22 protein-coding genes are annotated in these 25545 nt (G+C 46.0%); 7 read left to right on the top strand and 15 right to left on the bottom strand.

From position 1 onward, the window contains the following. Positions 1-146: 146 nt before the first annotated feature. The 4 genes from NSQ38_RS09500 to NSQ38_RS09485 all read right to left on the bottom strand — a co-directional run bounded on the left by NSQ38_RS09500 (position 147) and on the right by NSQ38_RS09485 (position 3950). Positions 147-1127 carry a LacI family DNA-binding transcriptional regulator gene (locus tag NSQ38_RS09500; protein WP_339788787.1) on the bottom strand — a complete coding sequence of 327 codons (981 nt, stop codon included), beginning with the start codon at positions 1125-1127 and terminating at the stop codon, positions 147-149. A 92-nt stretch (positions 1128-1219) separates the two neighbouring features. Further along, on the bottom strand, positions 1220-1663 hold the full coding sequence (locus NSQ38_RS09495) for a FixH family protein (RefSeq protein WP_338588589.1): 444 nt from the start codon (positions 1661-1663) through the stop codon (positions 1220-1222). A 19-nt stretch (positions 1664-1682) separates the two neighbouring features. Beyond that, entirely contained in the window at positions 1683-2132 is a 450-nt protein-coding gene (locus NSQ38_RS09490; protein WP_124118173.1) for a disulfide oxidoreductase, read from the bottom strand. Positions 2133-2321: 189 nt separating this feature from the next. After that, positions 2322-3950, bottom strand: a complete 1629-nt coding sequence (locus NSQ38_RS09485) for a copper amine oxidase N-terminal domain-containing protein (protein ID WP_339788784.1) — start codon at positions 3948-3950, stop codon at positions 2322-2324. 330 nt (positions 3951-4280) lie between these two features. Between NSQ38_RS09485 and NSQ38_RS09480 the strand changes: the two genes are divergently transcribed. Together NSQ38_RS09480 and NSQ38_RS09475 are read left to right on the top strand one after the other, a co-directional pair. Further along, the gene (locus NSQ38_RS09480; protein WP_017692174.1) at positions 4281-4487 is read left to right on the top strand and encodes a hypothetical protein; all 207 of its coding nucleotides are present in this window, start codon (positions 4281-4283) and stop codon (positions 4485-4487) included. Positions 4488-4687: 200 nt separating this feature from the next. Beyond that, the gene (locus NSQ38_RS09475; RefSeq protein WP_339788782.1) at positions 4688-5797 is read left to right on the top strand and encodes a hypothetical protein; all 1110 of its coding nucleotides are present in this window, start codon (positions 4688-4690) and stop codon (positions 5795-5797) included. Positions 5798-5871: 74 nt separating this feature from the next. Here NSQ38_RS09475 and NSQ38_RS09470 read toward each other — a convergent pair whose 3' ends face one another. From NSQ38_RS09470 to NSQ38_RS09460, 3 genes are all read right to left on the bottom strand, one after another. Next, positions 5872-7773, bottom strand: coding sequence for a hypothetical protein (locus NSQ38_RS09470; RefSeq protein ID WP_339788779.1), 1902 nt, complete (start codon positions 7771-7773; stop codon positions 5872-5874). Positions 7774-8052: 279 nt separating this feature from the next. Further along, complete coding sequence (locus tag NSQ38_RS09465) at positions 8053-9105, bottom strand: hypothetical protein (RefSeq protein ID WP_339788776.1); 1053 nt, start codon at positions 9103-9105, stop codon at positions 8053-8055. A gap of 90 nt (positions 9106-9195) precedes the next feature. Beyond that, on the bottom strand, positions 9196-10911 hold the full coding sequence (locus tag NSQ38_RS09460; RefSeq protein ID WP_339788773.1) for a DUF6138 family protein: 1716 nt from the start codon (positions 10909-10911) through the stop codon (positions 9196-9198). Positions 10912-11252: 341 nt separating this feature from the next. Between NSQ38_RS09460 and NSQ38_RS09455 the strand changes: the two genes are divergently transcribed. Beyond that, positions 11253-11495 (top strand): hypothetical protein, encoded by a 243-nt coding sequence (locus NSQ38_RS09455; protein ID WP_017692170.1) that lies wholly within the window; start codon positions 11253-11255, stop codon positions 11493-11495. Between the two features lie 123 nt (positions 11496-11618). Here NSQ38_RS09455 and NSQ38_RS09450 read toward each other — a convergent pair whose 3' ends face one another. The 3 genes from NSQ38_RS09450 to NSQ38_RS09440 form a co-directional block, all read right to left on the bottom strand. Continuing rightward, positions 11619-13271 carry an extracellular solute-binding protein gene (locus NSQ38_RS09450; protein ID WP_338588595.1) on the bottom strand — a complete coding sequence of 551 codons (1653 nt, stop codon included), beginning with the start codon at positions 13269-13271 and terminating at the stop codon, positions 11619-11621. Between the two features lie 142 nt (positions 13272-13413). Continuing rightward, a complete protein-coding gene (locus tag NSQ38_RS09445) occupies positions 13414-15006 on the bottom strand; it encodes a response regulator (protein WP_339788770.1) in 1593 nt (530 codons plus the stop codon). Then, a complete protein-coding gene (locus NSQ38_RS09440; protein WP_339788767.1) occupies positions 14981-16741 on the bottom strand; it encodes a histidine kinase in 1761 nt (586 codons plus the stop codon). The genes NSQ38_RS09445 and NSQ38_RS09440 overlap by 26 nt, the downstream gene beginning before the upstream one ends. A gap of 163 nt (positions 16742-16904) precedes the next feature. Here NSQ38_RS09440 and NSQ38_RS09435 point away from each other — a divergent pair, with 163 nt between their 5' ends. From NSQ38_RS09435 to NSQ38_RS09425, 3 genes are all read left to right on the top strand, one after another. Continuing rightward, entirely contained in the window at positions 16905-17183 is a 279-nt protein-coding gene (locus NSQ38_RS09435) for a hypothetical protein (protein WP_074096519.1), read from the top strand. Between the two features lie 305 nt (positions 17184-17488). Next, positions 17489-18409 carry an ABC transporter permease subunit gene (locus NSQ38_RS09430; protein WP_339790466.1) on the top strand — a complete coding sequence of 307 codons (921 nt, stop codon included), beginning with the start codon at positions 17489-17491 and terminating at the stop codon, positions 18407-18409. Between the two features lie 132 nt (positions 18410-18541). Next, positions 18542-19420, top strand: coding sequence for a carbohydrate ABC transporter permease (locus tag NSQ38_RS09425; RefSeq protein ID WP_017692164.1), 879 nt, complete (start codon positions 18542-18544; stop codon positions 19418-19420). 65 nt (positions 19421-19485) lie between these two features. On the opposite strand, the gene NSQ38_RS09420 is transcribed toward NSQ38_RS09425, so the two are convergent. Together NSQ38_RS09420 and NSQ38_RS09415 are read right to left on the bottom strand one after the other, a co-directional pair. Beyond that, positions 19486-19674, bottom strand: coding sequence for an aspartyl-phosphate phosphatase Spo0E family protein (locus NSQ38_RS09420; RefSeq protein WP_074096520.1), 189 nt, complete (start codon positions 19672-19674; stop codon positions 19486-19488). Positions 19675-19955: 281 nt separating this feature from the next. Continuing rightward, positions 19956-20666 (bottom strand): MarR family transcriptional regulator, encoded by a 711-nt coding sequence (locus NSQ38_RS09415; RefSeq protein WP_339788764.1) that lies wholly within the window; start codon positions 20664-20666, stop codon positions 19956-19958. 222 nt (positions 20667-20888) lie between these two features. Between NSQ38_RS09415 and NSQ38_RS09410 the strand changes: the two genes are divergently transcribed. Next, positions 20889-22463 (top strand): FAD-dependent monooxygenase, encoded by a 1575-nt coding sequence (locus tag NSQ38_RS09410; protein WP_339788761.1) that lies wholly within the window; start codon positions 20889-20891, stop codon positions 22461-22463. Positions 22464-22544: 81 nt separating this feature from the next. On the opposite strand, the gene NSQ38_RS09405 is transcribed toward NSQ38_RS09410, so the two are convergent. The 3 genes from NSQ38_RS09405 to NSQ38_RS09395 are packed head-to-tail and all read right to left on the bottom strand — an operon-like array spanning position 22545 to position 25539. Continuing rightward, complete coding sequence (locus tag NSQ38_RS09405; protein WP_339788758.1) at positions 22545-23567, bottom strand: hypothetical protein; 1023 nt, start codon at positions 23565-23567, stop codon at positions 22545-22547. Positions 23568-23591: 24 nt separating this feature from the next. After that, positions 23592-24590 (bottom strand): hypothetical protein, encoded by a 999-nt coding sequence (locus tag NSQ38_RS09400; RefSeq protein ID WP_339788755.1) that lies wholly within the window; start codon positions 24588-24590, stop codon positions 23592-23594. A gap of 28 nt (positions 24591-24618) precedes the next feature. Next, positions 24619-25539, bottom strand: coding sequence for a WYL domain-containing protein (locus NSQ38_RS09395; protein ID WP_339788752.1), 921 nt, complete (start codon positions 25537-25539; stop codon positions 24619-24621). Positions 25540-25545 lie beyond the last annotated feature (6 nt).

Genomic DNA, 25545 nt, shown 5'->3' with positions numbered 1-25545 from the left:
CGATCAATAGTTTAAAAGGAAACGCTTACAAATCGAATTATAATGTCAAAGGTTTGACATGTCAATCGTTTGACATACCATTTTAAAAAAATATCGCGCCTTGATTTTTACATTGCAAAAGGACGAATATGAAAAAACGACCTGTATCAGGTCGTCTCTCTCTCCACGATGGTAACCGGCAAAATATGCTCCATTCCGATCTTCTCTTCCGCGAGCTGGCGCCGAATCAGATCAATCGCCAGCTTAGCCATAGCCTCCACCGGCTGCCTGATCGTTGTTATGCCAGGCACCGTATACGCTGCCGCACGACTGTCATCATAACCTATAATAGCGATATCGTCGGGTACCTTGCGCCCACCTAACACGATCTGCTTCAGCGCATGCACCGCCATCAGATCACTCGTTACAAAGAGCCCATCCACCTCGGGGTGTTGTGCAAGCAGCTTATCCACCAATTCCGTATACTGATGCTGATCAAACACATTCAGATCGGTTTCATGAATCATGACCGGTTTGACTCCATGAGCCTGCAATGTATCAACGAAACCTGTCGTCCGGCGATTGGACAGCATTTGCAATTCCAAATTACCGCAGATATGTGCCAGATTCCGTCTGTTCTTCGAGAGCAGCAATTCAGCAGCCATAACCCCTCCCTGATAGTTATCAGATGAGATAAACGGGATGTCTTCACCGATCTTACGATCAAAGGTCACGATTGGGGAATGCAGATTCATATACTCATCAACTTCCAGTGTATGACTTCCCATAATAATGCCATCCACGCGATTACCCTTAAGCATTTCCACATATTCACGCTCTTTGGAAGGGTCCATGTGGGAATTGCATAACATAATTTTAAATCCATTCTGGTAAGCATGATACTCAACATAGCTAGCCAGTTCTCCAAAAAACGGATGGGATACATCAGGAATAATCAAGCCTATAACATTGGATTGCTTACGCAGAAGAGAACGGGCAATTTCATTGGGTCGATAATTAAGTTCGTCCATGGTTTGATACACTTTGTCCCGAGTCTTCTGACTGATATATCCCCGGTTGTTTAATACACGCGAGACGGTAGTTACAGAAACTCCTGCCCTGAGTGCAACATCATGAATAGTTGCCATAACACCCTCTTTTCCTACAACATTCTTCATACCTTTAACATTATAAACCCATTGCTAACCCTGAACCAAACCCTTGGTACCCGCCCATTGCTTCATTCCGCTACAATTCTCGCTCTCGGCATGCTATGCATAGCTCCGTGCGTAACATGGACCTGTACCACATACGTACCTGGTTCTTCAAAGGTATGCTGGATTTCATACAGCCCTTCCTCTGACTCAGTGGCAGTAATAGCCCCCTGATTCTCCAGTTCGTCCGCTGTCATCATACCTTGTTCCGGAGATACAGAAGGCGGATCATCAAGCTCATTCCAGATCTGGAATTGCACATGATCAGCCTGACTTAACGGTGCATCTCCCTGTGTAAGCTTCACCTGCAACCTTGTTGGTTTATGAAGAGAAGCCTTCTCTGGAACGTCAAGTTTCACTTTAATCATCTCTGGCATCTCGCCTGATTGTGACTGTTCTTCATAAGAGCATCCCACCGTCAGGAGGAGCAGAATAATGAAGGGCATGAACCAACGAGCTTGTCCGCTCATCACCATCTATCCTTTCTTATTAAGAAGATTTTGGTGTTTTGCCGATACCCCACAGCATCACGATGATGATAATAAAGGCGATCAGTGCCAGTAATGGAATCGTGATGAAACCAAACCAGTTCAAATAGTCGGTATAACATGGAACCTTACCGCACGCCACGGCATTACCTGTAGCCGAAAAAATACGCTGGATTGTTACATGATATAACGAAATGCCGCCACCGACGAAACTAAGTGGGAGTACGTATTTGGTGATGCCCACGTCATCCTTAAAGTAGGCAATGCCCAACAAGATGGTTAGTGGATACATGAATATACGCTGGTACCAGCATAGATCACATGGAAGATATCCCTTGATCTCACTGAAATAGAGACTCCCGCCTGTTGCAATAACGGAAACGGCCCAAGCAACAAATAACCGGGTATCCACATTTCTCGCTGGACGCTCCGATTTTGATGATGTACTCATTCCTCTGTCCCCCTCTTCATTTTGCTTATACCAAATTATCATACCTCATTCTGGACTCCATCGGCTATTCAAGCTGTTATGTAGGTCATTACTCGATGATTATACCAAATATTTGGAACTTTTGGGTGAATACAAAAAAGCTGCCGTATGGGGCAGCTCTTTTTGTTTTAATCTTGTTTCACTCTACTATTACATCGATTTCGTCAGCGTAATGGAACCATCTTTTTGTGCCCATTTCACGTCCCAGTTCAGAAGTTCAGCAATGAAGCGCAGAGGTACTTGCGTACGTCCATCTTTGTTTACAAATACCGTTGCACCCACGTTTTTCTTCACGCCGTTCACTTCCATAACGTTGTTGTTCACCCAGAATTCAAGCGTATCATCGCCAGCCATTACCGTTACTTGTTGTGCCTTTTTGTCCCATTTCACCGTTGCACCAATACCTTCACTCAAGAAACGCAGTGGAATGTATGTTGTGTTTTTCCAAAGCACTGGTGTGGTGTCCATGTTGGTTGTTTTGTCGTTAATTTTCAGCATTTTGCTGTTCAGTTGCATCCACACCGTTGTCATTTCTGGCGCTGGTGCAGGTGTTGCTGGCTCTTGGAATTTGTCATTGAATTGAGTCACGATGGCATTACCAAGGGCTTGACCTACACCAAACATCACTTTGAAGCCTTCACGATTTGTTGTGTAAGAAGCATCATAGTTACCTGCTGCATATTGATTCAATACGTTTTGTACTTGATTTTCATGCGTTGTCAGCGCTTGTTGTCCTGCTGCTTTTGGCAGATTGCCAGCTGTTGCTGAATCCAGAAATGTAGCGAACTCTGTTGTAAATCCATCAATACGTTTCTCTACTGCCGCACGAGCCGCAGCATCGTTGTTTTTAACAGCTTTTACATAGTCGCTTTGTGCATTAACGTGGTTCGTTACCCAAATTTTCTCGAAAGCATTGGCACCATCGTTACCGTAAACGGAAGCAATCGCTGCTTTGAAGTCAGCTGTGTTTCCAGCTTCAGCTGTAATCAGTGCGTTGGAAGCTGCTGTACGTCCATCAAATTCCTCTTGCATTTGCAGAGCCGAAAGCGCAAAGTGTTCGGAAGCCAAGTGGTTGAGTGCAGATCTCAGATCGGCTGCTTTTGTATCCGCTTTGGTATTTTCGAATTTCTCAGGCATTTGTGTAGTAATGGCTGTGGAGAGTGCCTTACTTACGTCGAACATTTCTTTGAAACCTTCACGGTAAGCCTTGTATGCATCAGCGTAATCTCCAGCTACATACTCATCGAATACTTTTTGCACGAGATCTTCATGTACTTTCAGCGCCTGTTTGGCTGCTGCTTTTGGCAGCTTGCCTTCGGTAGCTGTGCTCAGGAATGTGGAGAACTCATCCACGAAACCGTTGATGTTTGCTTGTGCTTGTTTGATTCCAGCCTGGTTGCCCATTTTGGTTGCTTTCACCAGATCATCTGTGTATTTGTTATGAGCACGGAAGATGCGTTCGAATTCTTTGGCACCTGCCTCACCGTATAGGGAAGCGATGGCTGGTTGCATATCCAGTGCATTCTGGTCGAGTGCTTTATAGGCTGCATCTGCATCTTTTGCTCCGTCATATGCTTTGGCCATTGCTGTTACTGCGAGTGCAAAGTGCTCGGACAGCAGGTGGTCCAGGTTCGCTCTCAGGTCAGCCGCAGGTGTGTTCACGGATGCTTTCATCATTGTCATTGGTGTCTGTGGTGCAGAAGCTGCTCCAGCGATCCCCGGCATCAACAGTGTCAAGCTAAGTACAGGTGCGATAAACTTCTTCATTTTCATTTTCATTACGTGTTCACTCCTCGATTATGTTTTGTGTATAATTTCTTTCCTCGTCGTCGTCTTCATAGGGTGTAACGCAGGGTTCTCTATTCTGGATCACTCTGTGGACAAAAAAAATTCGCAACCTTCAGTGAAGAAAGCTGCGAGTGCCTGTTGTATCAAGGTTTTTTAATATTAAAAAATAATAAAATTGTAGTGATCCTTCCGATCCAAGACTACATACATACTGTAAGACAGATACTTCATTTCCCTTATTTTCTCAAATGAATCTTACATCAAAGGTTAACTTGAAGTACAATAAAGACATATCATATTATTTGCGAAGGAGGTCCATTCATGACCTGGTTGCCTTATGTTTTAATTGTGGGTATCGCCTTATTTGGAGGTATTGCTACCATGATCATCGGAAATTCCAAAGCCAATCAGACCAGCAACCCCGAATATGACCGTCGCACAAAGCAAAACCTAAGCAAACTTTCCTATGTATACGTTGGTGCGATTGTACTTGGTTTTGGCGGACTAATCCTCTATCTTTTTAACTAAAATGTTTCGATTCGGCAAAGAATACGTTCAAACATGCCAAGCAGCTTCAGTTTTCATTCTACATTCTCAGCATATACACACATGTTTACAAGTTGGAGATAATTCAGAATTATTCTGGATATGTTCGGGGTTTAATATAAAGCCATAAGGGACAGCGAGCCCATTAAACAAAACTAAACCCCAACTTGAAGGAGAGATATATGATGAAAAAAAACATGAAGAAATCCGTAGCAACGATGATGGTACTGGGCATGACATTAACAGGAGCAACGGGCGTATTCGCCGGAACGCAGCTGGAGAAAATCTCTGCATACCTTAATCATGGAATCAGCTTTAATGTTGATGGGGCGGCTTACTCACCATCGGATAGCAATGGCAACAAACTTGCTCCAATTACCTATAACAACTCCACTTATCTGCCTGTACGTGCGCTGGCCGATGCGTTGCATGTACCCGTATCCTATGACGGCAAAAAAGGGCAGGTTATTATCGGCCAAGCTACGAGCAATCCATCAGCTCTGACAAATGTAACGTATAGCGCAGCACAAAAAGCGGCGATTCAAAAAGCTTTTGCACAATTCGATGGGTTCGAGACCGCTTATGTCCCTCAGCAGATGATCGCAGGTGACACGTTCAAAAGTGTAGGTGCGGGTGGCGACGGCGTAAGCTTTATTTTTAGCCATATGAAAGTGGATGTATCTCCAAGAGATTATTCGGACGGCTATACGAGCAAAGACGTGAAACTATCCAATGGGGTTATCGCCAAATGGTACACACCCGACCAAACGGGCATGCTCACATTCCAACTGGATGATCGTTACGTTACCCTTAGCTCGCCGGATCATAAGCTGAGTCAAGCTCAGCTGCAACAAGTCGCTGTATCTGTTCAGAAGGCAACTGGCAACAACGATCAAGGGATCACTGCATTTGCAGATGTGAACTATAGCAAGCAACAATTGGATAACATTCGCAAAGCATTTGCGAAGTTTGACGGGTTCACAACAGCCTATGCCCCACAACATATGGTTGCTGGAGATACGTTCAAAAGCGTAGGTGCAGGCGGTGATGGTGTAAACTTTGTTTTCAATCATATGAATGTCACGGTATCCCCTAAAGACTACTCGTTCAGCTATGATGGCAAAACGGTAAAACTGCCTAATGGCGTATCAGCCAAATGGTACACACCAGACCAAACGGATATGCTCACGTTCAAGCTGGATGATCGTTATGTAACCATCACCTCACCGAATAACCAATTGACTCACACTCAACTCGAGCAAATGGCGGTATCTGTACAAAAAGTGAAATAAACAAAAATAAACACACATCATTTTGGTCCCACTCTATGAGCTGGGGCTGATTTGATGTGTGTTTTTTTGAATCTTTAGAATTTATTTTTATCAAATGGTTCTGGAAGCTTTAAGGAGTACACCATCGTTGATTTTCCTTCTTTCACGGGAAAAATCATATTAAGCACACCATCTTGTAACATGTTTTCTGGAATCTTGGCTGTGCTAAATCCCCATTTCCTCTCAGGTATGTCCATTAAAGATACTTTCCCGATCACCGAAGTGTAGTCTGGATTGGTGAAAAGCAACTCTGTAATTGAATCTTTAGAGGAAGAAATGGTCAATGTTCGATCAAAATTCAGCACTACACCATCAATTCGGTCTGGCACAGCTGATTCCATCGGCCTAGTATTTACCGGATCTAATTGGTAACTGTCCCCTACCCGATCCATCCATCGTGCACTTGCCTGAAAAGGGAGAATTTTGGGCTCCATGGCCAGATCAGTACCCTTTTCTTCATCGCTTATGCTTAATTGTTTGTTGTACCTGCTTCCTTTTGTCTCCGATACTTTGAGCCCCAAGTCCTTGCTCCACTGACCTAAAGGAATAAAGCTCTGATTGTATAGCGTCAACAATTGTTTTGAAGGTTGATTCACACTGGAAGAACGCTGTCCACGAGTGAAGGTGATCCGATCCTTGCCCAGATTATATTGAATATGAAATGCTTTAGTGAATTCTTCTAAAGGAACATAATGCTGCCCTTCCATATAGAAGGTGGGCTGCCCTTTATACTCCAATACACCCTGATCAGACTTAATAGCTACAGGTTCCATCGGAAAAAAGACATTAGAGAACTGAAAAGAATTCCAGTATTTTTTCCAGTCACTGTACGTACCATAATTCAATTTAAGATGTTTATTTTCTGAAATAACATATAAGGATGGCGGGTAAGAGCCTGGATTGGAAAAATACTGTTCAATAATATACTCATCCTCAGTAATCCACTGGATACTTTCGGTACGAGCACGATAAGGAGAATCATAGGAACGAATCCGCTTAAGGGTCTTCAAATCATAGACTTGTACCTTGGACGACTCCATCTTACTATCCAAGCCATTCTCCGTGACCAAAACCAATGTTTTTCTTTCGGGAGAGATAAATGAATGCACATAGCCCACTCGCTCTTTAATCAGTGTGGTTTTTTTACCATTCTTGGTTACAACCACGGTCCAGTCTGATTTCCGATCCCTCGTGTTACCTTGAGAAACATTTAAATGAACATCTGCACTTACCTGAAAAGCTTTAGTAGACAACCCTGTCTTCTGGTCAGGCTTCATCCACAAGTCGCTTACTTTAGCCTTTTTCCCCTTTATACCGCCATATTCAAGATAGTGGCAATCTAAAGTATCTGTGCAATACACCCCAAAATTACGGGTTTGTGGAATTGGTGATACCACATATTTGGTATCTGTCAAATCCCTTTCTAGCAAAATATTTCCGCGAGTGTATATTTTTTTTCCTGTGACCATGGAATAGTAGTTGGATTTATGTACGTTTTTCTCGTAAATCGTATAATACATTCCGATTTGAGGTTCCAAGTAGATACGGTTTTCGTCCTCATGGACTTTGCGAAGAGTGTTCGAGCTATAGTCATACTCATACAAAACGTAATAATACTCATTATCATCCGTGGCATAATAAGTTATGTATCCTTTTAATCCTGCTGGTGTGTCACTAACGATAGGATCATACTGATGGGAAGTTGTCGTCAGACCGGTATGTATCCTAGGAAGGATTGCTGGATCAGTAAAATGGTACTCATTTTCTTTGATTTCCCCAGTATCAAAACTTGTTCGAAGCGTAGTCACGGCCACCTCCGTGCCTCTGACTGCAAAACGAATGTTGTGTTGCACCCGATCTTTGGATGAAATGGATCGCTCTGCATTCTGTGCGGTTTGAACTATTGAAGTGGACGCTGAGACTGTGAATTCCGACATGCTAAGTATAAAAATTGAAACTAAACTAACGATGAGCCATTTGGATACTCTGGACATACTTAACTCCTTCTCTGTGTAATGGATTTGATTGAGACTCGTTAAGTATAGAACTTTTGATCTAAATATTCATTACTTTTTCTTCCACCTTCTGGTCATAATGGAACACTCCAAAGGACAGAGACGGATGTATTCATTTATCTGTCAACTGCCCTTTAGAATCCACTAAATCTCTTTCTACGTATGGGATGCTACCGCTCACTAGCTGCTTTGATTAATCCATCAAACCTTTAGATCAGCCAAACGAACAACCCTGCGATAGACCATCGCATCCATCAAATCCTCCCAGTCGAGTTCACTGGCATTAATGTCTCGATAATATACCGCAGCAGCAGGCAAGAAACCAACCAGCGGCCCTGTACCACCGCAAATCAGACTTCCGCCGTCTCCGCCTTTGGGCATTACGTCCCCAGCTGAATCGAGGGTAAGCTCATACTTGTAGGGATCACCGGCAAATTGCACTCCAAAGAAATTCGGCAGTTCCAGATCATAAGGACGATCATCCTTTTCTTCAACCCGTGAAGAGGCCGTCTCTGCCGATCCATCCACAATCTCATCCACGCCTTCCAGACTGCCAAAGTGCTTCAATCTCATCGTATAGTCGAAGCTGTCACCCCAGGGAAATAACGTGCGACAACCGCCGCCATAGATATACTCCCATTCGTCTTCGGTCAGCAAACCAAAACCCGCCGCAGCTTCCTCCCTCACGACGTCCTCCAGTTCTATTCCTTCATTGAACCACAGGATTCGGACTTCATCCTCACTTTGGCGAATTAGACGGAATTGTTGATGCAATTCATATTCACGTATTTCCGATTGCTTAAACTGCTCCAGGGCTGACGGGAAATCAGGATCTTCCTGTGCAAATGCTTCCTCCTCGGACACTTCAATCCAGCCAAGCGAGATCAGTTCGCATTCCACAAGCATCGGCGCAATAGTAACTTCTCTCACAGGTGACATTTGACTCGCCAGAAACGAATCTACGTCCTCCACACCATACTCACTGACCGTTTCATGCAGGTCGGCTAATGTCTCTTCGTTCATACCATGCTGCCAACGATCCCAGCCTAGTGTTACTTGATCCCCAGGGACAAACACAAATCTCAGCCCATCCTCAGTAAATACACCCGTCTCCATCCGCTGACCGAATCGTTCAAATGTCTCGAGACCCTCATATACCATACCGTCTGGTAACTGACGAACGAGCTTACGCATCCAAGCCTCTTTGTCCTGAGCATTCAACCCCTGCCACATGTCTCGTCTCAATGCCTCCATGACTCTCCCCACCTTTCCTTATACACTTTCACTTCTCTAAAATGCTCTACTGACTCGCACATCACAATCTTATTTGTCTTGTGTACATCTTCATTTCCCTGCGGCTTGCAACAGTTCCAGCAATAATTCCTTCCGTCTTCCCTCCGCTTTACGAGTGAGCATTGTGAGCTTCTCCACCTTGCCAAAGATCGGATAGAGTACACGTTCCGCTTCATAACCCTCAAGTTCTTGAACCTGCCTAACCAACTGTTCGAGTATTTCCTCATTCTCAAGCTCAGTCTGAATCTTAAGCTTCAGACTATCAGTCGAACGACGCAAACTGGCGACTAACGCAGGTATGGCTTGAACCGTTACACCCTGTTTTTCTACAAATGCCGCAATAAACTTGTCCTGAATTAACTGATGCTCATCATCCACTTCACCCATGTAATATTCAACCAGCGGGAAATACCGCTCATCCACGAGCCCCAGTCCAAAGGTTGCATAACTGCCTGGCATACAGCTTTTCTCTCCCTCGGTATCCTCGTAGAACTCAAACTCCTGGATAGCCTCACGCGCATACTCTTCCAGGAGTGGATGCAGCTCCGGGTATTCCAGTGCATTCGCAAAGAATCGGTGGGTATCCGACTTCGCGAGTCCCTTGATCGGCAAATACTGCTTTACGGCAGATTTCAGCTTGATCTTATAACCTTTTGGAAATCCCTGTTTCAATAAATAAATGATAAAGTTAAGTGCCTGTTGATAGGCACCCGCCTCCTCCTTACGAATGTGAATGTTCATCAGAGCAAATACATCATTTGCTTTGCATTCTACTTCTTCCGTTTTCACATGAATATCGTCCTTCGCATACGTACCGCTGCCTTCTGTCATCATACGTGCCGCACGTTTGCTACCGAGTTGCTTCGCGAGTTCCAATAAAGTCACACCTTTGGGTTTGCTATAACTCGGCTCAAAACGCAGAATCATGACCGCCGTGTATAACAGCAAATCTATTGGTTGAGTCCCGGGTGTTTGCGCCTTCCCCTGCTCATCCGACGGTTGGCCTGTCTGTGATTCAACGTCCCATTCCAACGTTGCTCCTGGCTTAAGCGAATATTCATTGGTACGATAAGCCGAAGACTGTACATCATAATACTGTGGCAAAAACTGATTCTCCGCCCATGCCGTCACCGCACGAGTAATCTCACCCCGATGTTCCGCAAGTGCCTCCGGACGACCCTGATTCAACTCTAGAATCCGGTCATACTGCCTGATGGTCCATGCTACATCCAACTCCGAGAACAGCTTTGGATCGAGCAGATGACTCGTCAAAAAGAAGGATTCCAATGGCTTTGTTGGATATGTACTGTTCTCCAGATTCTTGTCTACATAGGTATGAATACGCTCAAGGAGCAGCTTTCTTTTCTCTTCGTTTATCCATTCCAATAAATTCAGTTGCAGCTTGCCTTCGGTTGTTGGGAATTTCCCACGCAAGGTGAAGCGGTAGTCAATCAACGGAGTATCTGCCAGCTTGTCCAATCTAGCTTGGACAACCTCTACAAGCTTAGGCCCGATCTCATTCCGTACCTGCTCCTCGGTAAAGGCTACTGCCTGCTTTGATTTCACATCATCATCCAAACCCAGATCCAGGCTGTCTACCGTGGTCCGTCCAGGTTTGTAATCCAGCACAATATCATTAACAATACCCATTTGCAGCGTGGTTCGCTTCACAACACTTTCCAAGTCATCCCGCTTTTCCTGTTCATCAAACCATTCATGAATCGTCGTTATCATCTCTTCCATCGCCTGATCATAAAGTGTACTCATCTAATCTCCTGCCTTCCCATGCATCTTATGATGTTCATCAACCACACTTGAACCTCTATGAATCCCGGATCAATCCGGGGCATCTATGTTATAAATACGTATTGATGTTCGTATACTACCTATTATTTTACTCTCTCCAGCACACCCGGAACAATAAGGCAGCAGGGGGAGAAAAGGTGGTGAAAGATGCCCATAAGTGGTATTTAAGACATGCCCTAGTCAAAGAGATCTACGGATTAGGATTCCTTTTTTTCATATCTATGTACACTCTCGGCTTGCCCTCGCTATCATCATCCCTACGTTGTATAATTATTGTATTCCTTTTCAGGAGGTTCGAATAAATGAGCTACAGCAAATACTTCCCCTTGGAAAACTATTTGAATCAGGTTTCAATCACCCTTACATATGCAGAGCTTGAGGAAATTCTCGGATTTACGTTACCCCCTACAGCGTATAATCGCGAACAATGGTGGGTGAATAATTCCATGAATCATACACAAGCATTATCCTGGTTAAATGCCGGATGGAAGGTGGATAATGTGGTTTTAGGAAAAAACGTTACTTTTGTCCGCTGTGAGTCATAGCCGATCTGTCCGATATAGATTGGTAGCTATAACTCCTAAGACTCTATTTTTCCATAAATGTTATTCGAGACAAAAAAGCAGGGTAGATCCGATGAATTCATCGTTCTACCCTGCTTTTGTTTATTAATTGACTGTCTTATACCACTCGTTCACTTCGGCGGTAATATCATCCCCGCCCATGGATTTCCACTTTGTCACAAACGCATCAAATTCCTCAATGCCTACCTGACCATAGATGATCTTGCTGAACGTATCTTTCTCCAACTTGTCGATTGCGTCCTTCTTCATTTTCATCGTCTCGGTTGGTGCCCCGGTGAACTTGTTCTTGATCGCGTTATCTTTATTCGCAACGACGACTTCAGCGGCTACAAACACTTCCGGTTTGTTGGCAATTTTCGTATTTTTCTCAAAAGGAGTTTCCGGTTCCTTGCCTTTTGCAAGTTCCGCCAGCGTATCCATCATCAGATTCGGAATTCGGGCACCATCATACGTAATTGTATATTTGAGTGGTGATACGCCGTCCTTCACTTCGGCTTCACCAACAACTTTGCCATCCACGATGTCATAGTCATATCCTTGTGCAAAGCCATGTTCGAACTCGCTGCCCACTTCCGGGTTGGCAAAGTTGTCGAACAGATAATTTTGATACGTGAAGAAAATCTCCGGGTTCGCCATGTCCTTGTTAATCAGCACCACCCCGTTGCTTGCCCCTGAACCATGTTGGTGGCTCTCGCCTGATGGTCCTGTAGGTAAGGCAATGGCCTTATACGTGGCACCGTCCACATTTTTCTTCACATCATCAATCGGCCAGTTTGGCATCCAGTGTGGCCCCACGATAATGCCTGCTTTACCTGCGGTGAACAATTCTGCTGCCTTGATTTCGTCATAGACACCCGCTTCTTTGGGCAGGTAACCTTTGGACAACCAATCTTTCATCGTTGCAAGACCTTCCTTCACACCTGGCTGAATGGAACCATATTGCAGTGTGCCGTCTCCAGCATCATTCCATTGTCCAGGCATCGTGTTGTACATGCCGAAGATCCAGCCAGATTCCGTCATCCAGGTATTGAGCGCATTTTTCATGCCGACGGTCAGACCATACGTATCTTTTTTACCGTTCCCATCCGGGTCCTGATTCGTAAAAGCATCCATGACCGTAACCAGCTCATCCATGGTTTTTGGTTCTTCCAGTCCCAGCTTCTTCAGCCAGTCTTCCCGGATAAACATGACCGAATCGCCGTTGTAGGCATAATCGAAGATTGGAATGCCATAACGCTCGCCCTCATACATGTACGGATACCATTCCTCCGGCGCGGATTCAGATGCCTGTTTCCATGTGTCCGAAGCATACTTGTCAAACAGCTCGCCTGCATTCGCAAACTTGCCGGACTCAATTAATTCCCGGACCAGATTGTAGTCTCCCCGAATGGATACGATATCCGGCAATTCTTCGTTAGCGGACAGCGACAAGCGTAATTTCGTGTAAAATGCATCATTGGTCACCGATACAGCCCATGGCGTGGTCAGATCGATGCCAAGTCGTTCCTTGGCCCATTTGGTATGCACATTGTTCTGTGCCGTTTCCCCATTCTTGAATTTGGTATCATCATTCCAGGCCCGCAAATAACTCATCTGTACCGCCGGTTCATACTTCCCGTCTTGCAGAGCAAGTGGTGCAGCGGCTTCCTTGGCCGGTTCTTCCTTGGCCCCCGAACTGCATGCCGTTACAGCAACCATCGTTATTGCGAGTAATGCCGTCATCATTTTTCTATACATGAACTAACCCCTCCTCAGGTAACTTGGATACCCTTATGTGCCAAATGCACCTCTGCATGTGGCATTATGCACCTTACATGAAAAGGATAGTGCAGCCGGGGAGGCAAACATATATCACAATTTCAATGTTCATATTGATTTGTTAACCGTTCCGAAAATCCTGCGGGGTCAGTCCATAATGTTTGCGGAAAACCTGAATGAAATAAGGCGTGTTATTGTACCCCACTTCCTGACCAACTTCATAAATCTTCATTGCCGTATGCTTCAGCAAATGAACCGCACGTTCCATTCTGGAACGGATAATATAATCACTAATGCCTTCACCTGTGGATTGTTTGTACATTTTCGACAGATATACGGGGTGCAAATGCACCTCTCCGGCAATGACCTGCAACGATAGATCCTCGCCTAGATGATGGTCAATCCATTGCTGCACCTGCCGAATCAGCGATGATCCGGCATCCTGTCCCGCATCGCTCGTGCTCTCTTCCCACTGCTGCATCACACTTCTGGTCCACGTTTCCAGACTACGCAGCGAGATGCCATAACCATCCTTGAGCAGCTGCTGGTACTGCTCGCCAAGCACTTCGGCTAACTGTCTTCCTTCCCGATGAGCCATATAGGAGAATGCTGCCGCCAAATAATGAAAAGCCACATACACATGCTCCGGGAACACACTGTTCGACAGTTCGGCAAAGATCTGATCAATCTTACGGTGTGCATCCTCCATGCGCCCGGCTTCCAGCAACGCCGTTAGACCCGGCGGTTCATACAGTGCTGCAAGTGACTTCAACGTGGCCCCATTGGTTCCCGCAGCCGCATTCAGATGTAATCCTTTGCCCGCCTCGGCCTGCTTGCGAAGTGCACTCACAGCTTGATGATATAGCTGCGGCACCTGATCTGGGAAACGCCCCATACGACTAACGGACAGGGAAATGGTCGCGTTCAGATACTGCCTCACACTGTGGATCAAACGCTCTCCAAGCCGACCCATTAGCATTTCAGGTTCAGCCTGAGTTTGTTTGGGACTGGCCATGAAGACCAGGTCATCGTAAGCATCATCCGTATGACAGAGATGATAGGTACTGCCGTAGATCTCCTCCACTACATTCGAGATGGCGTACTTCATCAATCGAAACGCTTTATGTGTCGGTTGATGGTCATCATACCGGATGAGCAGCAGTTGCATTTTATCCTGTGGACGGAACCCGATCTCCAGTTGCTCCAGCTTGCCTTCGAGTTCAGCATCCGCAAATTTATGTCCTAACAGTACATCCTTCATCAGCTCTGCCCGCTTCTCGGGCAGATGTTCCCTTACCGAATACATCGCCCGCTGATGCAGCATTTGTTTCTCACCCTCCAGGCGAATCTGCACGGCAGCCTGCTGCACGGATTCGATCAATTCCTCATCCCGGACCGGTTTGAGCAGATAACTGACCGTCCCATGTTTAAGCGCCTGCTTCGCATAATCGAAGGAAGCATGCCCCGACAAAATAATACATTTCGTCTGTTCCCACTTTTGCCTGATGTGACTGACCAGATCCAGACCGGACAGACCCGGCATGCGAATATCCGTGATAATAATATGGACCTGTTGTGTTGCCATATGTTCCAAGGCTTCTTTGACTGAATAGGCTTTGAACACCTGACCAATCCCGTGTTCTCTCCATGGTATGGAGACAGCGATCGACTCTACTGCGGAATGTTCATCATCCACAACCATCAGATTCATCATGCGTTTGTTCCTCCTCAAACCATCGAATTTCTACACTAAGTCCCCCATAGGGAATCGCTCCAAAATGAAGACCAGACGACAGCCCATATCGCGTAACGAGACGCTGGTGCACATTCCACGTCCCTGTTCCAATCTCCTCACCCATCGGCTCATGGATCTCCCGTTCCAATTCCGCAATCTCTTCCGTTGTCAGTGTGACACCGTCATTGTCTACAAACAGGCTGTATCTTGTATATTTTCGTCCCTCAATATGTTCGGGTACCGCCATTCCCGTTACGACGACATGCCCACTGCCTTCCATCGGCTCGATGCCGTGGATCACCGCATTCTCTACGATGGGCTGAATGAGAAGCCGTGGAATGTGGAGCTGCATCAGTTGCTGCGGTACGGCGATCTCATAGGTCAGTCGGTTGGTCCGCATCTGTTGAATGGACAGATAATGGTCCAGCAGCCGAATCTCTTCTTCCACTGTGGTCATGTCATTCTCGCCCCGCGTAATGTAGCGATAGTAGTCTCCCAGACTTAGCGACATGGCAATAACCGCTTCACGGTTGCCAAGCTGGGTCATATTTTTGATATAAAACAGGCAGTTGTACAGAAAATGCGGATTGATCTGTGATTGCAGATGTTTCAGTGTGGCTTCCCGTGAGCGGATACGTTCCTCGTATACCTTCTCGATCAATTCCTGAATCTGTTCCGCCATATGGTTGAAGCTCTGGGTCAGGTACGCGAATTCATCACGGGAGTGATCAACTGGAATCCGAGTGGACAACTGCCCTTTGCGAATCTGTTGCAGCCCTCTCATCAAACGATGGATCGGCACCTGGACTTTTCGATACAAAAGTAGTGCAGCCCCGATACTCAGCACGAGCAGTAACAGAATGGAGGTAATGAACATATTCCGGCTCTTGTCCATTGGGGTTAGTAAATCATCCAATACCACCGGGTTCACGTATACCGCTTGCAGTTGTTTCGAGTGTACGTAACTGACCAGATACTGTTTGTCACCTACCTCCAGCTGATGATTACCTTCCCGCTCCGGTCCGTCAAAGGGGATATCTCGCATAATCGCTTCGACCAGTTCGGGGTCCGCCGTACGGTTCAGCAACGGATCTTTACCTGGTACGAGCAAGAAAGGATCTCCTCCCTGCGTTTCTTTGAAATCATCCAACATGGCAACCACGTTCATCGGGTCAAAATTAATCTCCATCACCGTTCGCACGCCTGTGTTCACCGGTTTTTCATTCCACTCATAGTTATCCGTGAAAAAGTAAGTGAAACTCCCCTGCTCCAGCTGCCATTGGCCCGGTTGCGGAAACGTCAACATCTTCTCATCGTAGACCGTCCGGCTGGACATGGTGGACAACACAAGTTCCGCTTGTGGCAGCACAATGGTAATATCATTCTTCCAGCGGCTGGTGGACTGGTACAATGATAATTTGTCGAGGATATCCAGATAGATACTGTTTTTCTCATATTGGCTGGTGGAGTCCGTCATGTAACGATAGTGCAGGATACTGGGATCTCGCAGCAATGTCAGGCCATACAGCGAAAGCTGCTCGATATTTTTATCCACCTGGGAACTGAAATAATTGAACTGGTTCAGACTCGACTGTTGTTTCTCTTCAACGACCATGTCCACATTTGCCTGGTTCGCGTATGTATACAGCAGCAGAATGGGTACCAGCAGGCAGATTAAGAGAATGACCGTCTTCGCAAATACTGTGAATTTCATCGTTTCACCCTGTCCCTGAATTTTTGAAGTCTTTCTATACCGAAGTCCTATTTTATATTGAAAGCCCTTACAATTCTATATGATTTTTTGTTCTCCCGCTTTCCTGTGACTGGAAATCCTCTTATACTGGGAATGAATCAACATTTCGTGAGGGGGCTCTGTGATGCAACTGACAGAACAAGGCATTTTGCACATTGAAGAAGACGATATCTCCAGCTTGTATTGTTACCGGGATCAGGATGGCATGGGTTTTGAAGCTTCCTTCCTGTTTGAATTGCAGCTTCAGGGCTTAACGTTGACACAAGGCAGCGTTCGGGCAATTCAGTTTGGTTTTGAGGAAGAGGAAGCCCCCCTCTATGAAGAACGGGAACGTCTGGTGGCCGAGGTACAGTCAGCGGTTCGTACCGTTGATGCGCAGTATGATGGCTCCATTGTGAAATGATATAGGTGCGTTCAGCATGAAGGGCATATCGGAAGCAAATAACATATGGCCGGAGCACAACCTGAAGACAGGGCATTGGACTTTACAGTCGGATGCTCCTTTTTGTCGTTTCCATCAACAAGTTAATATTTCAACATCCGCATTGAAATGTTGTTCTATAGTCCGCCCTTTTCCATTGCTATAATTCAGTTGCTCCACTCTGTGCAGAGGCTTGCTCGCCTCATGTTGCCCGGGTTGGACGAGATAAAGGAGGGACCCTGATGGCTATCGAACAACCGTTAACAACCAATACGCCGGTGCGAAAAATGACGCCTCATCCACGCAAACGTACCCGCTGGAATTTCAAACGCACATGGCCGCTGCATCTGATGCTGCTGCCTGCTGTACTGCTCACTTTGCTGTTCGCCTATGTGCCCATGGGCGGCATTATTATTGCTTTTCAAGACTTCAAACCGTGGCTGGGATTCACTGGCTCCAAATGGGTGGGCTGGGACAACTTCCGGTTCATGTTCGAATATCCCGACAGCGTTCAGGTCATCTGGAACACGGTACTGATCGCTTCGATGAAAATCGTAGCCGGACTTGTGGCCCCCGTAGTGTTCGCCATTTTGCTGAATGAGGTTCGGAACTCCACGTTCAAACGTTTCTCACAGACCTTGGTGTATCTGCCCCATTTCCTGTCTTGGGTTGTCCTTGGTGGTATATTGCTCGACATGTTATCACCGGAAGGCGGGCTGGTAAACCAGGTGTTGGCGGCGGCTGGCGTTGAACCGATCTTCTTTCTGGGGGACGGCGACTGGTTCCGTGTAACGGTAGTTGTCAGTGATGTGTGGAAGGAGTTTGGATTCGGAACGATTGTATTTCTGGCAGCACTTGCGGGTATTAATCCCGCATTGTATGAGGCTTCCGAGGTGGATGGGGCAACACGACTTAGACAGACAATACATATTACCCTGCCTGCACTCGTGCCGATGATAATCGTGGTAGGTACGTTATCGCTGGGCAATATCCTGAATGCAGGCTTTGACCAGATCTTTAACCTGTACAATCCGCTGGTATATGAAAAAGGTGATATTATCGATACCTTTGTCTACCGGATGGGGATTCTGAACGGCAAAATGAGCTTTGCGACCGCCGTTGGACTATTCAAATCATTTGTCGCGATGTTCCTGGTCATCTCTGCGTACCGGATGGCGTACAAAATCGCCAATTACCGTATTTTTTAAGGGGCATTTTGCATACATCCAGACAGCGACTTTCAATCAGCGAGATATAGATCGAAATGGTTTAGTTCGTCTATATCTTGTACACGCGAGCGATTCAAATCGAATTATGCAAAATGCAAAGGAGGAATTAAGGTGTATCACAAAACAACCGGGTACCGTATATTTAATGGCTTCAACCTGATATTCATCGCGGCCGTCTCGATCCTGTGTATCCTGCCGCTGGTCCATATTCTGGCGGTTTCCTTCAGTGGTAAAGCGGCAGCATCCGCCAATCTGGTGACACTTTGGCCGATTGATTTTACGGTGGACGCCTACACCAAAACATTTGGTAACAGTAACTTTCTAAGTGCACTCTGGATTTCAGTCCAACGTACGGTTCTGGGTACACTGCTCAGTATGACACTTGTCTTCCTGACGGCTTATCCGCTATCCAAGGAGAGTCTGCACTTCAAGGGGCGCTCGTTATACGCGTGGTTTTTCATCTTCACAATGCTGTTCAGCGGGGGATTAATTCCATCTTATATCTTGATCCAGAAGCTTGGACTGATTAATACGATGTGGGCTCTGATTTTGCCAGGAGCGGTGGCTGTCTGGAACCTGATTCTGATGATGAACTTCTTCCGTAACGTGCCGAAAGAGCTGGAAGAAGCCGCATTTATCGATGGAGCCAACCATATTACGACGTTATTCAAAATCTATCTGCCTGTATCCATGCCCGCCATTGCGACGATCTCTTTATTCACGATGGTAGGTCAGTGGAATTCCTGGTTCGACGGGTTGATCTATATGAATGATGCTTCCAAATATCCACTAGCCACGTTAATGCAGACCATTATCGTTCAGCAGGATTTCTCCAACATGAACGTGGATGCAACGCAGCTTCAGAACATGTCTCAGCGTACGGTTAACGCGGCTCAGATCTTTATTGGCGCTCTGCCGATCCTGCTCGTGTATCCGTTCTTGCAGCGTTTCTTCGTGAAGGGGATTGTGCTCGGGGCGGTAAAAGAGTAAGGCAAACACACGGAATCCCTTCTTGGAATTCTTTGTTCATTTTATAAGTGCATTCTATACGTTCATTATTTCAGTTGATTCGAATTCGTTCTTCCGCGAGTTGCGTTGTTATATTCATTAATTAACTCATCCAGCACCATGGATTGGCGAATAACCTCCGGATGCCACAGTTCCGCATATTGAGCTGCAATCTGGTAGAGCCTTTGCCGTGCATGTTCGATACATTCCTGAATGGTTTCCGGATTATGTACCATACTCCCGCCCCCTGTTGTCCTTGAATATCATCATCCAAAAAAGACCATCTAATATAATATTCGGAACAATAGGGGATTTGGATTACCCCAAAATTAAAATTTTGGTTATTTTTTCTTGTAAAATTTATTATTAGCGTGGATCACATAACCTGATGTGCATATATGTTGAATGCAAATAAACCGGATCGGCTGCAGCCTGTCCGGTTTTATAGCGTTTATTTTTTTGCAGAACAACTTCGTATGCCGAGATGAATATGAGCAGGCTCAACAGCTTACTTACGCTAATCCTCATATTTCGTAAAGAAAACATCCTCAAGAACGGCCTTGGCCTTCTTCAGATCACGGGTATTCAGCGTATGAAGCATCCCCATAATTTCATTCATTTCCTCGTTAACGGTTGACTCCCCTGTGGTCTCATTAAGTTCTGAGTCATCTTCAGGATAAGCCCCCCCATCACCAGAAACGATGGATGGCCCATCTTTTTCCGAAATGAACCAGGACGCCTGTGCCGTATCACGGAGAGCATGCGCTAAGAACTGCAATTCATCTTCGGTATATCGCTGCAAAAAACGATTTGCGCCAAGATCAATTTGTTGATGCATGGCTTGATGTAAACGATAGATGTCTTGACCCCGTTCTGTCATGCGAAACAATACTTCTTTTTTATTATCCGGCAGATATTCAGGCAAAATGATATTTTTCTGTACCAGCCTTTTGGTGATTTTGGAAACTGTGCCTTTGGAAAAACCGAATTGTTTTGAAATGGTTATCCCATTTACAGGTTCAAGTGTTCCGATAGCATCCAGCACATGTAACATCGTAACCGTCATTTCTTCGATTAACTCTTGAACTTCCGGATCAGGGCTGTGCTTAAGCAGCCATTCCTTCTCTTCGTCATCTTCCGCTTGGAATTTAATCTGTATGTCTTTCACAGCTCCCAGCACTTCATCAATCAGGTGCTCTTTATTGTGATAGTTTGATGGCTTGATCATCCTTTTTCCTCCAACACTAATGAACTTCATCCCAGTATATCAAGGACAGGTTCACAATTAAAGTTTCCAGGAAACAATATTGACAAAAGAATAGAATTCAAATTACTATTGTTGCACGGAAACTTATTGTTTCTAAGAAACAATAAGTTGTAATTTTCATAGTCCGTTAGTTATTAGAAACAGAACTTTATTTCAGATCCAATTTAGAGAGGAACATTACAAATGACAGCTATACGATTCAAGCCATTGCAAGAGAAGCAACAACCGGATGTGAGTCCATCGAGGGAAGATTACGATATCGACGTATTGGTTGCAGGTGCTGGCCCGACCGGATCTACATTAGCAGCAGATCTGTTGCGCCGCGGCCTTCGTGTCCGGCTGGTCGACAAGGCTCCCCATGCCTTTAAGGGTTCTCGTGCCAAGGGCGTACAGCCGCGAACCCAGGAGGTTTTTGAAGATCTAGGCGTGCTGAGTGATGCTCACACAGAGGGAAGTTCTTACCCGCTCGCAGGTATCCATCTAGGTCCGATCACTGTGCCGTGGCGCATGCAGCAGCGAAATAAACCTACACCAGATCTGCCCTATCCGAATATTCTTCTGCTGGCTCAACACCGCACGGATGCCATCCTGCACCGCCTACTCGAACGTCAGGGGCTGAATATTGAATTTAACAACGCGGTAGATACTTTTGAACAGGATGCCGCTGGGGTGACGGTGACGCTCTCTTCAGGGGAAAAGATTCGCAGCAGATATCTGGTGGGGGCAGACGGGGGTTCCAGCACCGTTCGTAAAGGTACAGGTATTCGATTTGTTGGAGAGACCAACGAATCAGATCGTATGCTCATCATTGATGGCACAATCGATGGCTTGTCTCGCAATCGTTGGCATATGTGGCCCCGCACAAAAGGTGAATTTGTAGGAGCATGCCCATTGCCACACTCCGACCAGTTTCAGGTCATGATCAGGTTGGGAGCAGACGAGAACCCAGATCTGGACGAGGCTGTACTTGCCGCTCAGTTTTACAAGCTCACTGGTTTACGACTCTACGACATTACCTGGAGTTCCGTATTCCGTCCCAACGTGCGACTTGCTGAGCATTATCGGTCGGGCCGGGTCTTCCTTGCAGGCGATGCTGCCCACGTCCATACCCCAGCTGGTGCGCAAGGACTCAATACCGGTGTACAAGATGCTTATAACCTAGGCTGGAAAATAAGTCAGGTCATTGCTGGTGCACCTGATCGCCTGCTTGACAGTTACGAAGCCGAACGTCAACCAATTGCCGCACGTGTTCTTGGAAAATCCAGCGAGTTGTACGCCAATCTCGATAATAAACGTCTCGCCAGTCTCAAACGCGGTGACGAGGAACGACAGCTCAAATTATCGTATCATGGTGGTCCACTTAGCTCTGAGCATGCATCAGCGACCAAGTCACTTCAGGTCGGAGATCGAGCACCCGATGCTCCATGCATCGGCCCAGGCGGAGTAAGACGACTTTTTGAAATTCTCCGTGGACCACAATTCACATTACTTGCTTTTGGAGCCATTGCCGCTCATATCCTCCCTGACCTGATCTGGCCGGATAGTGGTGCCGAATTGCACAGATACATCGTCAGTACTGGTAATGAAGCCGAACAGAATGTTATCAACGACACCACCCAAAAACTGACTGACATCTACGGCATTAACAGCGACACGCTGATACTTATTCGACCCGATGGTTACATCGGCAACATCATCAAGAGCGACTGGCAGACGGAATTTGAGAATGTAGTCAGTATAGTTACCCCGCCACGTTAAGTGAGAAATATTTAAACTGCGCTTCTAGCATCAAATGGAACTTCGGCCTGCGGTATCACATCAGAGAACTACTTATTATATTTATCTTAATCCAACATCCTTAAAACGATTGCCTATCGTCTCTGGAAAGGCACGTTTAATGGCATCAATGGCACGTTGTTCCGTAGCCCCTGCCTTCCGGATAAGCTCAATCACGCTTTGCACACAATCTGGTTCCTTCGTATTCCAAGAGATGAAGTTGTCGATTTTCTCAAAGATCATTGTATACAGGCTTGCGAGTAGCTCATACTCGTTTATGACCTGGTCCATTTGAATGGACAGATGCTTAAGTCCTGCAACATAAGAGGCAATATCCAATCTTGATTTGGCATAATAGCAAAGTACAGTTGCCGCTTGTTCAGCGTCATATCTTCCTGACTGCAAAGCAGCAGCAATAGCGGCATACGCAGCCGCCCCACAGGCATAATCTTGGGGCGGCAGCATATAGTCATGGGTTTCCCATTTGTAAACGGCCTGGATTAACGATTCCTTGCAGACTTCCCATCGATCTATGGGTGCACAAGCTTCCAGCACCTGATAGTACCAGTAGGGTGTACTGTTCCTTCCAAACGAATCATAAGGCAGACGAATGACTTCATTGCCTTTACTTTCACAGATGAATAACACCCGTTCCACATCATCATATCCAGTAACAATGACAAATTGATCGTGCCATAGAATCGCACCTACGCCCCGGTCAATGGAAGCTTTGATATCCAGCAGAGCCTGCTTCTGATAGAGCGGAAAAGTCGGTTCAAATGAAAATCCACCATGTTGTCCCGTTGTCACACCAATGAAGTCTGCTGCGACAAAGTTCTCTGCCATCCAATTGTATGCGGAGATTGACTCTGACGTCAGACGCCGATCCACCACTAATCGGAATGCACTTGCTGTCATACCTGCAATCATGTGGTGTGGGAAAACCGTCCACTGTTTATGTAATAAAATGCGATACAACGCATCTGTATACGCGCTCACACCGCTCCATGATCTATATTCATCAGCAAAATTAACAGCTTGCGGGGATTGAATCCAGTCCTGCAATACTACTTTTGTCGCCATCATCCTTCACTCCCTTCCCCTCTCATCCTATCGTGCGGAATGTGCTCCCCACCGTGGTATAGTGGACCTTTTACGGTCAGGATACTTCCTGGATATCACTCGAAAATAATCAATAGCCTGCTCTTCCAATTCTTTCGCCTTCACGAGTACCTGTGCTAGATCTTCTGTCGTATCTGATCGCAAGACACGTCTATTTTCCTGCTGAACTAGATATCCTTTCATTTGGTCAATGAACGTCCCAAGCTGTTCATAACATGCACAAGCCTGGTCCAGTTCGTTCCATATCCCTCGGACACCCTGCAAATACATCCTTATTTCGGTTCGAGCATGGCAGAAGGATTCCAAAATATAAGCCGCACCTGATTCATCAAAATCCCCACTCCGCAGGGCCTCCACCCACACATCATATGCCTTTCTACCTGAAGCAATATTCCGATCAGGTAACAGACGATAGGGAATATCCCAATCCTCAATCGCCAGTCGCAGGGATTCCAGCAGCATCTGTTCTTCAGGGATGCGGACCTGATCACCAAATACCTGACAATACCAAAATCCGGTAAAGTTCAAGCCGAAATTGTCATACAACAAAATCTTCGGTTCCTTGCTCCATCCGTCTTGCACATAAAAGATGCGATCACGGTCATCATATCCATGAATAACACCGAACTCAGGAATCCAGTAAATCACACCAGTGCCTTCATCAATACTCCGTCTCACCCAATTCACTGCATCCTGCTGATAATAACCAAACGTGGAATGACGTGTACGTCCCCCATCCCAGATCGTGAATATCCCCAGGTTATCGACTCCAGGACGATGTGCTTCCCCCCATTGCCCATACGCTGTAACCGACATGGGAAGTAGTCTGCGATGTATCGACAGCTTGAAAGCCATGCCCGTATATCCGGCAAGTACAACCTTGGAACCTTGAAACTGTCCTGTATGGGTGAGTATCGCATGCAGACTATCCACGTACGATTTGGACTCCCGCTTCATAATGAGGTTATCTAAAATATTCTCAGCCAAGGACGGATCTTCTCCTCTCTATGCTGCTTTATTCCACGTTTTGCTCACGTTGTATCGCGAGCCTGTCAATTAATCCTTCTGCGCTTTGCTGAAGCTTACGTCTAAGCCACCCAGGAGACAAAAGTTCCTCCCATTCGCTAATAAACAAATGCTGCAAGAAAGCGTCCGTGTCATAAAATTCAATTGAATAAATCTGATCTTGCCTAGCCTGGATACGATACCCTTGCCATAGGTCCATTTGCTGGAATTCCTTCAAGCGAATCTCAGCTACAAACGGTTTACGCACAGGCAGTGGTTCTTCCCATCCACCTAGGAGGGTATCTGATCTGTACTCAAATCTCTCATCCAAGATCGATACATGAACAATACCCTCCAAGCGAATGGCCACTTGCTGTACAGGGTCTGCTTCATAACCCACCACGTAATCGGCGTTAAACTGGGATATCATCTTTAATGGACACAAGGAAAACTGCCGTTCTCCATCGTGATCCCTGTAATGAATATGTACTCTGCGCAAGTCGGTTATGGCATGGGACAATAATTCAAAGAATTGCAGTTGCTTCGGTTGCGCCGAAAATACCGGAAGCTCACTACTTCCCATCTGTTGTTCCTCCAACGTAAAACGCTCCAGCAAATGCGCTACACGTTTCACCGCGTCCGATTGATCATAATCGTAATGTCGATATCGATGCGCCAGATATTTCAGCACACGTTGCTCTTCTTCGGTCATATACAAATGGGGCAATCGAAAAGTCTGATCCTCATAACAATAGCCCCGATATTTAGCCATATACACCAAAGGGGCTCGCAAGGAACTTGCCATATATTCAATATCACGCTGAGCCTGACGACGGGAGATTTCAAATTCACGGGCAAGCCAGCTGCTATTCGGAAAACGTCCACCCCGAATCTGTTCGTCAAACCAGTGAATCCGATGCATGTTACTCATCTTCCC

It is taken from the genome of Paenibacillus sp. FSL R7-0313 (assembly GCF_037969885.1).
Taxonomy (GTDB): Bacteria; Bacillota; Bacilli; order Paenibacillales; family Paenibacillaceae; genus Paenibacillus.
This window is presented reverse-complemented; position numbering and strand designations above follow the sequence as displayed.